This is a genomic window from Stenotrophomonas sp. YJH_SMC_4, from assembly GCF_059371575.1.
The window spans coordinates 23667-36588 of sequence record NZ_JCAFUR010000001.1; the positions used below are offsets into that span (position 1 = coordinate 23667).

The 12922-nt window shown below is 66.9% G+C and carries 13 protein-coding genes and 1 tRNA gene; 5 read left to right on the forward strand and 9 right to left on the reverse strand.

From position 1 onward, the window contains the following. The first annotated feature begins 113 nt into the window (after nt 1-113). Both AC5P9F_RS00135 and AC5P9F_RS00140 read left to right on the forward strand, forming a co-directional pair. Complete coding sequence (locus tag AC5P9F_RS00135) at nt 114-1418, forward strand: hemolysin family protein (RefSeq protein WP_032966609.1); 1305 nt, start codon at nt 114-116, stop codon at nt 1416-1418. Next, nucleotides 1402-2061, forward strand: a complete 660-nt coding sequence (locus AC5P9F_RS00140) for an exopolysaccharide biosynthesis protein (protein WP_049449166.1) — start codon at nt 1402-1404, stop codon at nt 2059-2061. Before AC5P9F_RS00135 ends, AC5P9F_RS00140 begins: the two co-directional genes overlap by 17 nt. A 92-nt stretch (nt 2062-2153) precedes the next feature. Here the strand turns inward: AC5P9F_RS00140 and AC5P9F_RS00145 are convergent, their stop codons facing one another. The 4 genes from AC5P9F_RS00145 to AC5P9F_RS00160 form a co-directional block, all read right to left on the reverse strand. Further along, a complete protein-coding gene (locus AC5P9F_RS00145; protein ID WP_005412916.1) occupies nt 2154-2651 on the reverse strand; it encodes a pyridoxamine 5'-phosphate oxidase family protein in 498 nt (165 codons plus the stop codon). Between the two features lie 68 nt (nt 2652-2719). Then, nucleotides 2720-3715, reverse strand: coding sequence for an LLM class flavin-dependent oxidoreductase (locus AC5P9F_RS00150; protein ID WP_043034337.1), 996 nt, complete (start codon nt 3713-3715; stop codon nt 2720-2722). A gap of 223 nt (nt 3716-3938) precedes the next feature. Further along, nucleotides 3939-4706: a sulfurtransferase gene (locus tag AC5P9F_RS00155; protein ID WP_005408988.1), complete on the reverse strand. Its 768-nt coding sequence runs from the start codon at nt 4704-4706 to the stop codon at nt 3939-3941. A gap of 295 nt (nt 4707-5001) precedes the next feature. Beyond that, the gene (locus AC5P9F_RS00160) at nt 5002-5367 is read right to left on the reverse strand and encodes a DUF6164 family protein (RefSeq protein WP_005412913.1); all 366 of its coding nucleotides are present in this window, start codon (nt 5365-5367) and stop codon (nt 5002-5004) included. A 70-nt stretch (nt 5368-5437) separates the two neighbouring features. Here AC5P9F_RS00160 and AC5P9F_RS00165 point away from each other — a divergent pair, with 70 nt between their 5' ends. Together AC5P9F_RS00165 and AC5P9F_RS00170 are read left to right on the forward strand one after the other, a co-directional pair. Continuing rightward, on the forward strand, nt 5438-5872 hold the full coding sequence (locus AC5P9F_RS00165) for an FKBP-type peptidyl-prolyl cis-trans isomerase (RefSeq protein WP_099497498.1): 435 nt from the start codon (nt 5438-5440) through the stop codon (nt 5870-5872). Then, complete coding sequence (locus AC5P9F_RS00170) at nt 5859-7106, forward strand: TIGR03862 family flavoprotein (RefSeq protein WP_049459681.1); 1248 nt, start codon at nt 5859-5861, stop codon at nt 7104-7106. The genes AC5P9F_RS00165 and AC5P9F_RS00170 overlap by 14 nt, the downstream gene beginning before the upstream one ends. A 53-nt stretch (nt 7107-7159) precedes the next feature. Here AC5P9F_RS00170 and AC5P9F_RS00175 read toward each other — a convergent pair whose 3' ends face one another. The 4 genes from AC5P9F_RS00175 to AC5P9F_RS00190 form a co-directional block, all read right to left on the reverse strand. Continuing rightward, nucleotides 7160-7621 carry a GNAT family N-acetyltransferase gene (locus AC5P9F_RS00175; protein WP_049459682.1) on the reverse strand — a complete coding sequence of 154 codons (462 nt, stop codon included), beginning with the start codon at nt 7619-7621 and terminating at the stop codon, nt 7160-7162. A gap of 99 nt (nt 7622-7720) precedes the next feature. Beyond that, nucleotides 7721-9343 (reverse strand): FMN-binding glutamate synthase family protein, encoded by a 1623-nt coding sequence (locus AC5P9F_RS00180; protein ID WP_043034340.1) that lies wholly within the window; start codon nt 9341-9343, stop codon nt 7721-7723. 55 nt (nt 9344-9398) lie between these two features. Beyond that, entirely contained in the window at nt 9399-10685 is a 1287-nt protein-coding gene (locus tag AC5P9F_RS00185) for a nucleotide sugar dehydrogenase (protein WP_005408982.1), read from the reverse strand. Between the two features lie 142 nt (nt 10686-10827). Next, nucleotides 10828-11262 carry a BLUF domain-containing protein gene (locus AC5P9F_RS00190; RefSeq protein WP_005408981.1) on the reverse strand — a complete coding sequence of 145 codons (435 nt, stop codon included), beginning with the start codon at nt 11260-11262 and terminating at the stop codon, nt 10828-10830. Between the two features lie 128 nt (nt 11263-11390). On the opposite strand from AC5P9F_RS00190, the gene AC5P9F_RS00195 reads away from it, so the two are divergent. After that, nucleotides 11391-11477 (forward strand) — tRNA-Leu (locus AC5P9F_RS00195). A 23-nt stretch (nt 11478-11500) separates the two neighbouring features. Here the strand turns inward: AC5P9F_RS00195 and hemN are convergent. Then, nucleotides 11501-12910 (reverse strand): oxygen-independent coproporphyrinogen III oxidase, encoded by a 1410-nt coding sequence (gene hemN / locus AC5P9F_RS00200; RefSeq protein ID WP_043034401.1) that lies wholly within the window; start codon nt 12908-12910, stop codon nt 11501-11503. Nucleotides 12911-12922 lie beyond the last annotated feature (12 nt).

A 12922-nucleotide genomic window follows, 5' to 3' on the forward strand; every position in this document is an offset into this window, starting at 1 on the left:
GGACGACGACCCTTATCCCCCAGCGCCGCGCCGGACCCCGTTCCTGAGCGCCTGCCGCCATCGCAAGCACCCGCCCTCCCTGCCACCAACCGGGGACGACGCCCGTGTTTGAAATGATCCTGATTGTCTTCGCGCTTGTTCTGCTGAACGGCTTCTTCGCCATGTCCGAGATGTCGGTCATGACCTCGCGCAAGAGCCGCCTGAAGCAGATGGCCGCCACCTCCAAGCGCGCGGCCAAGGCGCTGGAGCTGTCCGAGAAGCCGGAGAGCTTCCTGTCCACCGTGCAGATCGGCATCACTGTGATCGGCGTGCTGACCGGCTACCTCGGCGGCGAAGCGCTGGGCGAAGCCTTCGCCGGCTGGATCCAGGGCCTGATGCCGGGCTTCGCCTATGCCGGCAACATCGGTACCGCGCTGGCGGTCAGCCTGATCACCTTCATTACGCTGATCTTCGGCGAACTGGTGCCCAAGCGCCTGGCGCTGACCCGTTCGGAGGCCATTGCGGGCCTGGTCGCGATGCCGATGAGCTGGCTGGCCAAGCTCGCCCTGCCCTTCGTCTGGCTGCTGTCCAGGACCACCCAGCTGGTGCTGCGCCTGTTCGGCCTGGGCAAGGATGAAGTCGCCTCGGTGACCGAAGAAGAGATCCGCATGCTGGTCGCCGAAAGCCACGAGGCCGGCGTGATCGATGCCCACGAGCGCGACATGATGAACCGCGTCATGCGCCTGGGCGACCGCACCGCCGACAGCCTGATGACCCCGCGCAACCGCATCGCGTGGCTGGATACCCAGGCCGGGCTGGAGCGCAACCTGGAAATCATGGCCGAACACGAGTTCTCCCGGTACCCAGTGTACCGCGACAACGACATGGACGTGGTCGGCGTGCTCGAACTGAAATCGCTGGCCACGCGCATGGCGCGCGGTGACAACGCGCTGTTCCAGACCCTGCGCGAACCCCTGTACGTCTCCGAATCGACCCACGCGATGAAGCTGCTGGAAATCTTCCGCGAGGAACAGCAGTCGATGGCACTGGTGGTGGACGAGTACGGCGAGATCCAGGGCCTGGTGACCATCAGCGACCTGATGGGCGCGGTGGTCGGCCGCCTGCAGGCGGTGGAGAACGCCGACGAGGACGCGCTGGTGGTGACCCGCGAAGACGGCTCGCTGCTGGTGGACGGCTCGCTGCCGATCGAAGACGTGCGCGAACTGATCGGCAGCAACGACCTGCCCGACGCCGAGGACGGCGACTACTACACGCTGGCCGGCATGTGCATCCATTACTTCGGCCGCATTCCGCACGCAGGCGAGTACTTCGACTGGGCGGGCTGGCGCTTCGAAGTGGTTGACCTGGATGGTGCGCGCGTGGACAAGCTGCTGCTGCGCACGTTGTCAGACGAGCAGGCCGATGAGCTCACCGCCTGAGCCCGGCAAGGGTCCGGGCGACGAGCGCCCGGCCTACCGTAACGAGGGCATCCGTACCCTGCTGGAGATGTTCGCCTCTGGCGATCCCGCCGAGCACATGCCGCTGGGCCAGATCCTCGGCAACCTGCAGCAGAGCGCGTTCGGCGTGTTCCTGTTCGTGGCGATCCTGCCGTCGTTCATCCCGATCCCGGGCATGGGCGGCGCGGTCAGCGGCCCACTGGTGGTCCTGATCGGCCTGCAGATGCTGTTCTGCCTGCGCCGGCCCTGGCTGCCCGGCTTCATTGCCCGCCGCGGGCCGAAGCGCGGCACCATGCATCGTTTCCTGGACCGCATCGACCGCCCGCTGCGGCGCCTGGACAAGATGCTGAAACCCCGCCTGCCGCAACTGCTGACACCGCTGATGGCGCACGCCTTCACCGGCCTGCTGCTGGTGCTGCTGGGCCTGCTGCTGTCGTTGCCGATTCCCTTCACCAATTTCCTGTTCGGCTTCCAGCTGCTGCTGTTCTCGCTGGCGCTGCTGGAACGCGATGGCGCGCTGATGCTGTTCAACTGGATTGCCGCCGTGGCAGCGATCGCGTTCTTCGGTTTCAGTTCGGGGCAGCTGGTGGGTTATACGGTGGAGCTGTTCCAGCGCTGGTTCTGATCCGGAATCCGGTAGAGCCGGGCGCTGGCCGGCTGCCACGTTTCCAGGGCTGCCGGCCAGCGGCCGGCACTACCAATACCGGACATCGGTCATCACCGAAGATCAATGAAACCGTTGTCGGCCAGCGCCGCCGGTTCGTCCTGCACCGCCGACAGCACGAACGTCAACGCCTTGCCCAGCAGCGTGCCCGGACCGTCCCAGTACTCGGCACTGTCGGCGCGCACATGGATCAGGCGAAGGTTGGGGTCATCCTTGCCACCGGGGAAGAACAGCTTCATCGCCGGTGACCACAGCTCCTCGATCTTCGCGCGATCATCGACCACGCGTGCCCGCCCCGCCACCGACACATAGGTGTTCTTCGAGGGCGAGGCATACGCCACGTTGACCCGCGGGTCGAGCGCGATCTCGGCCACCTTGGGGCTGTCGCCGGTGATCACGAACCACAGGTCACCGTCGAAGGCGACCTGCTGGGTGGCCAACGGCCGGCTGTAGAGGCGGCCATCGACGCCGGTGGTGGTGAACATCGCCACCTCCACGTCCTTGATCAGTTCGGCCAGCTGGGCGATGTGTTCGGCACGGGTGTCGGCCATGTGGGGGCTCCTTCGATATGAGCCCCCATCAGACGCGGTTCGGCCGCAATGGGCCGTGACGCAATTGTTCAGCCCGCGTGGCGGGCGTGCCAGGCCTGCATGGTCAGTTCGAACGAGCGCAGGCGCGCGCGGTGGTCGTACAGGTTGGCGGTGAGCATCAGCTCGTCGGGCTTGTGCCGTTCGACGAACGCGGCGATGCCCTCCGCCACCTGCTGCGGATCGCCCAGCACGGTGCAGGCCAGCGCCCGCTCCACGCCCGGTTTTTCGTGCGGCTCCCAGAAGGACTCGATGTCGTCGATCGGTGCCGGAATCTTGCCCGGTCGGCCGCGACGCAGGTTCACGAAACTCTGCTGCTGGCTGGTGAACAGGCGCCGCGATTCGGTTTCGCTGTCGCTGGCAACGACGTTCAGGGCCAGCATCGCGTGCGGCTGCTTCAGCGTGGCCGAGGGGCGGAACTCGCGCCGGTATACAGCAACGGCTTCATCCATCGCGTCGGGTGCGAAGTGCGAGGCGAACGCATACGGCAGGCCCATCGAGGCGGCCATGCGCGCACCGAACAGGCTCGAACCGAGGATCCAGGTCGGCACCCGCAGGCCGCCACCCGGAACCGCCTGCACCGCCTGTCCGGGTTGTACCGGCTCGAAGTAATGCAGCAGCTCGCGCACGTCCTGCGGGAACTGGTCGGCGCTGTCGAAGTAGCGGCGCAGCGCACGCGCGGTCGGCTGGTCGGTACCGGGTGCACGGCCCAGGCCGAGGTCGATGCGGTCCGGATACAGCGAAGCCAGCGTGCCGAACTGCTCGGCCACCTGCAGCGGGGCATGGTTGGGCAGCATGATGCCGCCGGCACCAACGCGGATGCGCTTTGTGCCACCCGCCACGTGGCCGATCAGCACGGCGGTGGCCGCGCTGGCAATGCCCGGCATGTTGTGGTGTTCGGCCAGCCAGTAGCGGCGGTAGCCCAGCGCATCGGCGTGCTGGGCCAGTTCCAGCATGTTGGCGAAAGCGGCGGTGGTGTCACTGCCCTCGCAGACCGGGGCCAGGTCAAGGATCGACAACGGGATCATCAGGCGTTTTTCCGTCACAGGATCCCCCATGCATGGGGTCGGCCAGGCGCCGCGGCCAGTGACGGTGGCGGGATGCTGATTCCCGTGTGGCGGGTTCAGGGCTGACCGGGCCGATCCGGGGTGCCCTGGTCCGCGCCAAGCGCGATTGGTAGTGCCGGCCGCTGGCCGGCATACAGGTAGATGGCTTCGCAGCCGGCCAGCGGCCGGCTCTACCGCGGAAGCGTCAGAACGCGCTGGGGCGCGGCTCCGGCAGCGGCTGGTCGACCATCGGCTTCAGCTCGGCATCCAGCGCCACGCGCTCATCGAACACGAAGCAGCGGCCTTCGTAGCCTTCGCCGCCCACCTCCTCGAAGTAGCCGAGGATGCCACCGTCCAGCTGCAGCACGTTGTCCATGCCGTCGTTGACCATCCACAGCGCCGCCTTCTCGCAGCGGATGCCGCCGGTGCAGAAACTGACCACGGTGCTGTCTTTCAGCGCCTCGCGGTGCGGCGCCAGCGCCTCGGGCAGGTCGGTGAACTTGTGAATCGGCAGCACCAGCGCATCCTTGAAGGTGCCGTACTCCACTTCCTGCAGGTTGCGGGTATCGAGCATCACCACCGGCTTGCCGGCGTCGTCATGCCCCTGCCGCAACCAGCGTTGCACCGTGGCCGGATCGACCGCCGGCGCGCGCGGATAGTCCAGCGGCTGACCGTCGTCACGGCGGAAGCTGATGATCTCGTCCTTCACCTTGGCCTTCAGCCGCGCGAACGGCTGATGTTCACTGAAGCTGGTTTTGACCCGCATATCGGCAAACCGCACGTCAGAACGCAGCGCCGCGTAGAAACCCTCGACCGCCTCCGGCGCACCCGCCAGGAACAGGTTCAGCCCCTCGCCCGCCACCAGGATCGTGCCCCGCAACTGCGCCGCCTCGGCACGCGCCAGCAACTGGTCGCACAGGGCCTGGGGAGCGTCGATGACGGCGAAATGATAGGCAGCGGTATTGGCGATCATCCTGGCATTTTAGCGCCTCCCGCCCCTCCGGGCAGATTCAGGGGTCAGAGCCCTCTGCACGGCAGAGGGACCCGACCCCAAGCCCGGCAAACAACCGGAATCTGTCATGGGTGGGGCGGTGTGGGCAGGCGGGGGCGCAGAGCGCCATGGATGGCGCTCTACGAGGCACGCAGGAGCAGCTTTTGCCGTCCCCCGCCTGTCCACACCGCCCCGCCCTCCCACTGAAGCCCGGCTTTTGACGTTGCTGTTGCCGTTGCGTCTGCGGGTGCCGGGTGCAACCCGGCCAGAAGCCCCATTACCCCCGCAACAGCACGAACGGCAGCAGCACCAGCGCCGCCGCACCGGCCATCCCCAGCAGCACCAGCACCACGTAGACCGGCCGCCGCCGGAACAGGCTGCCGAAGGTCTCCGCCGTGCCATCACGCAATGCCTGCTCACGCTCGGCACGGATGCGCGGCCCGCGTTCGGCCTGGTATTCCGCCATCAGCGCCTTCGCTCGTGGATGATCAGCGTCCTCGCGCAGCCACAGGCCACCATTGGAGATGCCCCAGGGGCTGGGTTCGGTGCGATACCAGGCGATGTCGTGCTGGTCGAGCAGCGTGCAGACATCGGCATATTCGTCGTCGCCGACATTGCGCAGATTGAGCAGGAGTTTTGCCATGCCCCCATGATACCCGGCGCCGATGCGCTACCCTTGCCGCCCTCGCCCTGCGCCCTTCCGGAGACGCCCGATGCGCCGCCTGCTGCTTCCCCTGCTGCTGTCCCTCGCCGCCGCTGGCTGCACAACCGAACCGTCCGGCCCACCGCCCGGCGGCACCCTGACCACCTTCGAGCGCATCGATACCGTGCCCGGCACCGGCACCGAAGCCGTTGCCGGCAGCAAGGTCACCGTGCACTACACCGGCTGGATCTACGACAACCGCACCGAAACCAAGCACGGCAAGACCTTCGACAGCTCCTTCAAGCACGGCGAACCGTTCACCTTCGCACTCGGCGCCGGCCAGGTCATCCGCGGCTGGGATGAGGGCGTGGCCGGCATGAAGGTCGGCGGCAAGCGCACCCTGATGATCCCGCCGGATTACGGCTACGGCGACCACCGGGTTGGCCCGATTCCGGCCGGCTCGTCGCTGGTGTTCGATGTCGAGCTGCTCGATGTCAAACCGTAATGCCGCACCGCTTCCGCGGGTCGCCGTCATCGGCGGCGGCCCGGCCGGCCTGTTCGCCGCCGAGCGCCTGCGCGCCGCCGGTCTGGAGGTGGACCTGTACGAGGCCAAAGGTTCGCCCGGCCGCAAGTTCCTGATCGCCGGCAAGGGCGGGCTCAACCTCACCCATTCCGATCCGCGTCCGCTGTTCGACAGCCGCTACCGCGAGCAGTCCACGACCGTGGGCCGCTGGCTGGATGGCTTCGATGCGCAGGCATTGCGCGACTGGGCCGGCGGTTTTGGCGTGGAGACCTATGTGGGCAGCTCCGGCCGCGTGTTCCCGGTCGACCGCAAGGCCGCGCCGCTGCTGCGTGGCTGGGTGCGCCGGCTGAAGGAACAGGGCGTGCGCCTGCATGCCAACCACCGTTGGATCGGCTGGAGCAACGACGGCGCGCTGCGCTTCGCCACCGAAGCCGGCGAGATCGATGTCCACGCCGATGCCACCGTGTTGGCGATGGGCGGCGGCAGCTGGCCGCAGCTGGGCAGCGACGGCGCCTGGGTTGCCCCGCTGCAGGCCCGTGGCGTGGACATCACGCCACTGCAGTCAGCCAACTGCGGCTTCGACGTGGACTGGACCCCGTTCTTCGCCCAGCGCAATGCCGGTGCACCGTTGAAGCCGGTGGTCGCGCACTGGATCGACCTGGCCGGACAGCCACAGTCGCTGCAGGGCGAATGCGTGGCCAGCGAGTACGGCATCGAAGGCAGCCTGATCTATGCGTTGGCGGCGGACCTGCGCGAGACCATCAACCGCGATGGCCACGCGATGCTGTGGCTGGATCTGGTGCCGGGCCGCGACGAAGCGCGCCTGCTGGCCGATCTGTCACGCCCGCGCAAGGGCCGCAGCTTCGGCGAGCACCTGCGTCGCCAGGCGGGCCTTGATGCGGTGAAGGCCGCACTGGTGTTCGAGATTCTGGGTAAGGAAGCCGGCAACGACCTGCCTGCCGTGGCGGCTACGCTCAAGCGCCTGCCGCTGCGCCTGCTGCGTCCCCGGCCGATGGCCGAGGTGATCAGCACCGCCGGTGGCGTGCGCCTGGATGCGCTGGATGATGGCCTGATGCTGCGGGCCGTGCCCGGCGTGTTCTGCGCCGGCGAGATGCTGGACTGGGAGGCGCCAACAGGTGGCTACCTGTTGACCGCGTGCTACGCCAGTGGCCTGCGCGCCGCCGAGGGCGTGATCAGGTGGCTGGCCGGGCGGTGACGCCTGCATTGTAGAGTCGAGCCATCCTCGACTGCCTTACAGTCCCCGGGCGCTCACCATGGCCTGCGCATGCTCACCGAAGCCAGCGCCACGCCGCTGGGATGCGGGTAGACCTCTTCGCGCACGCTGATGAATCCCTGCCGTTGGTAGAACGGCACCGCGTTGAGCGAGGCCGACAGCACCACCTCGCGCTCACGATCGGCCATTGCCAGCAGGCGCTGCATCAGCGCCTGGCCAATTCCCTGGCCGCCACGATCAGGATCAACGAACAACGCGTCGACTTCATTGGCATCGGCATCGAACACACCGAAGCCAAGAAGGCCACCCCGCCCATCCTCGGCCACCACGCAGCCGCCCTGCCCCAGCAACCGCGCGTACTGCGACGGCGGCGGCGAGGCCGACCAGGGCGCAATCACTTCGGGCGGATAATGGCTGCTGCAGGTCTCGCGCACGCAACGCGTGCGCAACGCCCACAGCGTGGCCACGTCATCCGTGGTGCCGATCCGGAACCGCATGGCATCTCCTTGCAGCGTCGAGCCATGCTCGACGGTTCTTCGTTCCAACATCGCGATGAGAGAAGCAGCCGAGCATGGGCTCGGTTCTACAGCAACACGTTATCGCGACTTGCTGGCCCGCAGCGCCTGGATCTTCGGCGGCGGCTGGAAGGAATCGCTGCGCGCATCGGCCCAGAACGCATGGAACACGGCGTGGTCCGGCACCTTGTGCAGCAGCTCGCCCGGTTCCAGGTAGCGGTACAGCGAGGCCAGCGAACGGATCTCAACAGGCGAAACCCGACGCAGGATATGCTCCGGACCCAGTTCCGCCGGGTCGTTCAGGCCCGCGGCACACAGCAGTTCCTTCAAGGCATGCAGCGTGTGCTCGTGGTAGCTGTACACACGGGTGGCCTTGTCCGGTGCATCCAGATGCTTCCAGCGCGCCGGGTCCTGGGTCGCGATGCCGGTGGGGCACTTGTCGGTATGGCAGCTCAACGACTGGATGCAGCCCAGCGCGAACATGAAGCCGCGGCCGGCATTGCACCAGTCGGCACCCAGCGCGATGGTGCGCGCGATGTCGAACGCACTGGTGATCTTGCCGGCTGCACCGATGCGGATGCGCTCGCGCAGATCGAGGCCGACCAGGGTGTTGTGCACCAGCAGCAGCGCTTCGTGCATCGGCACGCCGACATGATCGACGAACTCGGCCGGCGCCGCGCCGGTGCCCCCTTCGGCACCATCCACCACGATGAAATCCGGCAGCAACCCGGTTTCCTGCATCGCCTTGGCAATGCCGAACCACTCCCACGGGTGGCCGATCGCCAGCTTGAAACCGACCGGCTTGCCCCCGGACAGCTCGCGCAGGCGGGCGACGAACTGCAGCAGCTCGACCGGTGTCGAGAACGCCGAGTGACGCGACGGCGACACGCAGTCCACGCCCATCGGCACGCCCCGGGTCACCGAGATCTCGGCAGTCACCTTCGGCGCTGGCAGCACGCCGCCATGACCCGGCTTGGCACCCTGCGACAGCTTGATCTCGATCATCCTGACCTGTTCATGGGTGGCATTGGCAACGAAGCGTTCCTCGCTGAAACCACCCTTCTCGTCGCGGCAACCGAAGTAGCCCGAGCCGATCTCCCAGACCAGATCGCCGCCCATCTCACGGTGATAGGGCGAGATCGAGCCTTCGCCGGTGTCGTGGTAGAAACCACCACGCCGCGCGCCTTCGTTCAGTGCGCGGATGGCATTGGCCGACAGTGAACCGAAGCTCATCGCCGAGATGTTGAACACGCTGGCCGAATAGGGCTTGGCACAGTTCGGGCCGATCAACACGCGGAAGTCATGCTTGGCGATGGCGGTTGGCGCCAGCGAATGGTTGATCCACTCGTAGTCCACCGCATAGGTGCTGCGCAGGGTACCGAACGGCACCGTGTCCATCTCGTTCTTGGCGCGCTGGTAGATCAGTGCACGTTGCTGGCGCGAGAACGGCACATCCTCCAGGTCACTCTGCACGAAGTACTGGCGGATCTCCGGGCCGATCGATTCCAGCCCGTAGCGGAAGTGCGCCATCACCGGATAGTTGCGGCGCAGCGTGCTGCGTTTCTGCAGCAGGTCCCAGGTCCCCAATGCCACCATCGCGGCAGTCAGGCCGACGCCCCAGTACCAGGCCGGCCAGATCGTGGCCAGCCACAGGCATATCGGGAACATCAGGATGGCGAGCAGGTAGACGATGTACCGGTGCATGGCTTTCCTCGGTTGCAACTGTTCCCGAGTCTACCGCGCCGCTCGCTGCCAAGGCTTACAAACGATCGTCAACCACGTTGCGCGGCCAGGCCGATTTGACGTCGTAGACCAGGCCGCCTGGCGCCAGCAGCGCCCGGATTGCGTCTTCATCCATTGCCTTGAAACGGGCGTGGGCCACCGCCAGCACCACCGCGTCATAGCGCCCTGCCCCGGGTTCGGCCAGCCAATCCAGGCCCTCGCCGGTCAATGCCGCCGGGCCGACCCACGGGTCGCTCACCTCCACCTGCGCACCCGCATCGCGCAGGCGCTGGGCCAGTTCCAGCGCGCGGCTGTTGCGCAGGTCGGGGCAATCCTCCTTGAAGGTCACGCCCAGCACCAGGATGCGTGCCTCCGCCGGTGCACGGCCACGCTCGGCCAGCATCGCCAGCACGCGCGCCGCCACGTGCTCGCCGACGCGGTTGTTGACCTGCCGCGCGGTGTGGATCAGGTCCGGGTGGTAGCCCACGCTTTCGGACTTGTGCAGCAGATAGTACGGATCGACGCCGATGCAGTGACCGCCAACCAGGCCTGGCCGGAACGGCAGGAAATTCCACTTGCTGCCGGCGGCGTCCAGTACGTCCTGGGTATCAATGCCGAGCCGGTCGAAGATCAGCGCCAGCTCGTTGACCAGCGCGATGTTGACGTCGCGCTGGATGTTCTCGACCACCTTGGCTGCTTCGGCCACGCGCATCGACGGCGCCGGGAACGTACCGGCGTCGATGATGCGCTGGTAGAGACCATCGATCACCGCAGCGACTTCCGGGGTCGAACCAGACGTGATCTTGCGGATGTCGGCCAGGCGCCGCTGGCGGTCACCGGGACTGACCCGTTCCGGGCTGTAGCCGCAATAGAAGTCTTCGTTGAAGCCCAGGCCCGAACCCTGTTCCAGCAGCGGCACGCACACTTCCTCGGTGGTGCCGGGGTACACCGTGGACTCGTAGATCACCAGATCGCCGGCGCGAAGATGACTGGCAATCAGCCGTGTCGCCGAACGCAGGGGCTCCAGGTCGGGCTGCTCGTATGCATCGATCGGGGTCGGCACGGTGACGATATAGACGTTGCAGGCATCGAGCAGCGAAGGATCGCTGCCGTACTGCAGATGCGTGGCTTCGGCCAGCTCGTCGGCCTCCATCTCCAGCGTGTGATCGCGGCCACCGCGCAGCTCCGCGATGCGGCCGGCATCGATGTCAAAGCCCAGTGTCGGCCAGTGCCGGCCAAACGCCACCGCCAATGGCAGGCCGACGTAACCCAGGCCGATCACGGCGAAACGCGGCGTCACCGCCGCCGCAACGGGCACGCTCATCGGCATATCCCGTGCGCCGGGTGAAACCGGATGCGTGCCGCCATGGCTTGGGCCAACCCACTCATTCGCTGTACCACTCCGGGAAACCCGCACCAGAAAGGCTACAGCCTACCGGCCCCGATACCCCGCCGCCAAGGCGGGCTCAGGAACCCAGCGCGACCGCGGCGGGTTCCAGCTCGCCGTCGGCACCGGTCCAGGCCTGCAGCAGGCGCTCGAAACCACCGCTGCCAAGCAGGAAACCCGGCCACGCCGCGTCAACGATCTGGGTCAGCAGGTCCGCATCGATCCGCCGCGTCCCCATCGACCAGCGCGGGAACGCACGCTGCACCACCGGCGCGCGGCACAACAGCCTCATCTGCGCGTGGCTGCGTGCATTGAAGATGCGCTGGAACACCGAATCGATGCCATCTTCGGGGCCTTCCAGATACTGCAGGAAGCGGCTGCCGTCGAACATCAGGACACCGGTGACACCGGCTACACGATTGAATGCCGTGGCGTCGGCCAGCAGGCGATCAAGATCGGTTGTCCGCAGATCGGCGCGGGCCTCACTGGCATAGGCAATCGCGTGCAGCGACATCGGGTGGCTCCCCCCCTGGGAACGGTGGCTGGGACTATGACATGAACAGGGATAACAGTTAAGCACGTCGCTCCCGCGCAATCCGGCTGCAGCGACACGGGTAGGCTACAATCGGCGCCGCGCTGCAGGCCCGGATGGCGAAACTGGTAGACGCATCGGACTTAAAATCCGCCGGGGGCAACCCCATGCCGGTTCGATTCCGGCTCCGGGCACCACACGCACGCAGCACATCCCGCTTTCAGATCGCCCGCGAGTAACGTGGCTGCTCATGTGCGGCACGCAGATACGGGTCGAAGCACATTGCCAGCAACCGCAGCAACGGTCGCCCGGGCTCGCTCGCACGCACCACGCCATCGCGGTATTCGGCCAGGCCATCTTCCTGCAGCCGCTGTACCGAACGCAGGTCCTCGGCGAAGTACTGCTGGAAATCCACGCCGTGGCGCTGCCCCAGCACCGCACCATCCACCTCGCCCTGGCACATCAGCTGCTGGATCAGCTCCGCGCGCAGCTGGTCGTCGGCACTCAGCGCGACACCGCGCCAGACCGGCAACTGCCCCTGGTCCACCGCGTCCTCCCAGGACGCCAGGTCACGTGGATTCTGGCTGTAGGTGGCGCCGATATGGCTGATCGCACTTACACCCAGGCCGAGCAGATCGGTATCGGCGTGGGTGGTGTAACCCATGAAGTTGCGATGCAGCTGGCCGGCACGCTGCGCGCGTGACAGATCCTCTTCCGGCAATGCGAAATGATCCATGCCGATGTACTGGTAGCCAGCCGCGGAGAGCTTCTCCACCGCCAGGCCCAGCAGCGCCAGCTTGTCTTCCGGCGACGGCAACCGGCTTTCGTCGATCTGCTTCTGTGCCCGGAACAGATGCGGCAGGTGCGCGTAGCCATACACCGCCAGGCGGTCCGGGCGCAGCGCCAGCACCCGTTCGAGGGTGCGGCCGAATCCTTCCAGGCTCTGCCCGGGCAGGCCGTAGATCAGGTCGACGTTGACCGAACGCATGCCGCTGTCGCGGCAGGCGCGCAGGATGTCCAGTGTCTGCTGCACGCCCTGTATGCGGTTGATCGATTCCTGCACCTGCGGGTCGAAATCCTGCACGCCCAGGCTGGCCCGGTTGAAGCCCAGGCGCGCCAGCATGGCGACGTCACGGGTGTCGATGAAGCGTGGATCGAGTTCGATCGAGAAATCGCGCTGCGGTGAATCGCTGAAATCGAAGCGCCGGCGCAACCCTTCCACCAGTGTGGTCATCGCCTCGGCATCGAGGAAGTTCGGCGTACCACCGCCCAGATGCAGCTGGATGACCTCGCGACCGTCCTCGAACTGTGGTGCCAGCAGATCGGCCTCGGCCAGCACGCGCGACACATAGCTGTGGCCACGGCCGCGATCGCGGGTGATCACCCGGTTGCAGCCGCAGTAGAAGCACGGGCTGGAACAGAACGGCACATGCACGTACAGCGACAGCGCGCGGGCCAGCTGGTTGCTGTCGGCGATCGCCTGGCGCAGCGCCGGCGCGTCGAACCCATCATGGAAATGCGGCGCGGTCGGGTACGAGGTGTAGCGCGGGCCCGGCCGGTCGTGCCGGCGCAGAAGGTCGGGGTCGAAGGTCCAGGCCAGGCCACCAGCGGCGGGAGAGAACGTGTCCATGGCGCCAGCATC

Coding starts and splice junctions, on each gene's coding strand:
- AC5P9F_RS00135 (WP_032966609.1), top strand. CDS start 114: ATGATCCTGATTGTCTTCGCGCTTGTTCTGCTGAACGGCTTCTTCGCC.
- AC5P9F_RS00140 (WP_049449166.1), top strand. CDS start 1,402: ATGAGCTCACCGCCTGAGCCCGGCAAGGGTCCGGGCGACGAGCGCCCG.
- AC5P9F_RS00145 (WP_005412916.1), bottom strand. CDS start 2,651: ATGGCCGACACCCGTGCCGAACACATCGCCCAGCTGGCCGAACTGATC.
- AC5P9F_RS00150 (WP_043034337.1), bottom strand. CDS start 3,715: ATGATCCCGTTGTCGATCCTTGACCTGGCCCCGGTCTGCGAGGGCAGT.
- AC5P9F_RS00155 (WP_005408988.1), bottom strand. CDS start 4,706: ATGATCGCCAATACCGCTGCCTATCATTTCGCCGTCATCGACGCTCCC.
- AC5P9F_RS00160 (WP_005412913.1), bottom strand. CDS start 5,367: ATGGCAAAACTCCTGCTCAATCTGCGCAATGTCGGCGACGACGAATAT.
- AC5P9F_RS00165 (WP_099497498.1), top strand. CDS start 5,438: ATGCGCCGCCTGCTGCTTCCCCTGCTGCTGTCCCTCGCCGCCGCTGGC.
- AC5P9F_RS00170 (WP_049459681.1), top strand. CDS start 5,859: ATGTCAAACCGTAATGCCGCACCGCTTCCGCGGGTCGCCGTCATCGGC.
- AC5P9F_RS00175 (WP_049459682.1), bottom strand. CDS start 7,621: ATGCGGTTCCGGATCGGCACCACGGATGACGTGGCCACGCTGTGGGCG.
- AC5P9F_RS00180 (WP_043034340.1), bottom strand. CDS start 9,343: ATGCACCGGTACATCGTCTACCTGCTCGCCATCCTGATGTTCCCGATA.
- AC5P9F_RS00185 (WP_005408982.1), bottom strand. CDS start 10,685: ATGAGCGTGCCCGTTGCGGCGGCGGTGACGCCGCGTTTCGCCGTGATC.
- AC5P9F_RS00190 (WP_005408981.1), bottom strand. CDS start 11,262: ATGTCGCTGCACGCGATTGCCTATGCCAGTGAGGCCCGCGCCGATCTG.
- hemN (WP_043034401.1), bottom strand. CDS start 12,910: ATGGACACGTTCTCTCCCGCCGCTGGTGGCCTGGCCTGGACCTTCGAC.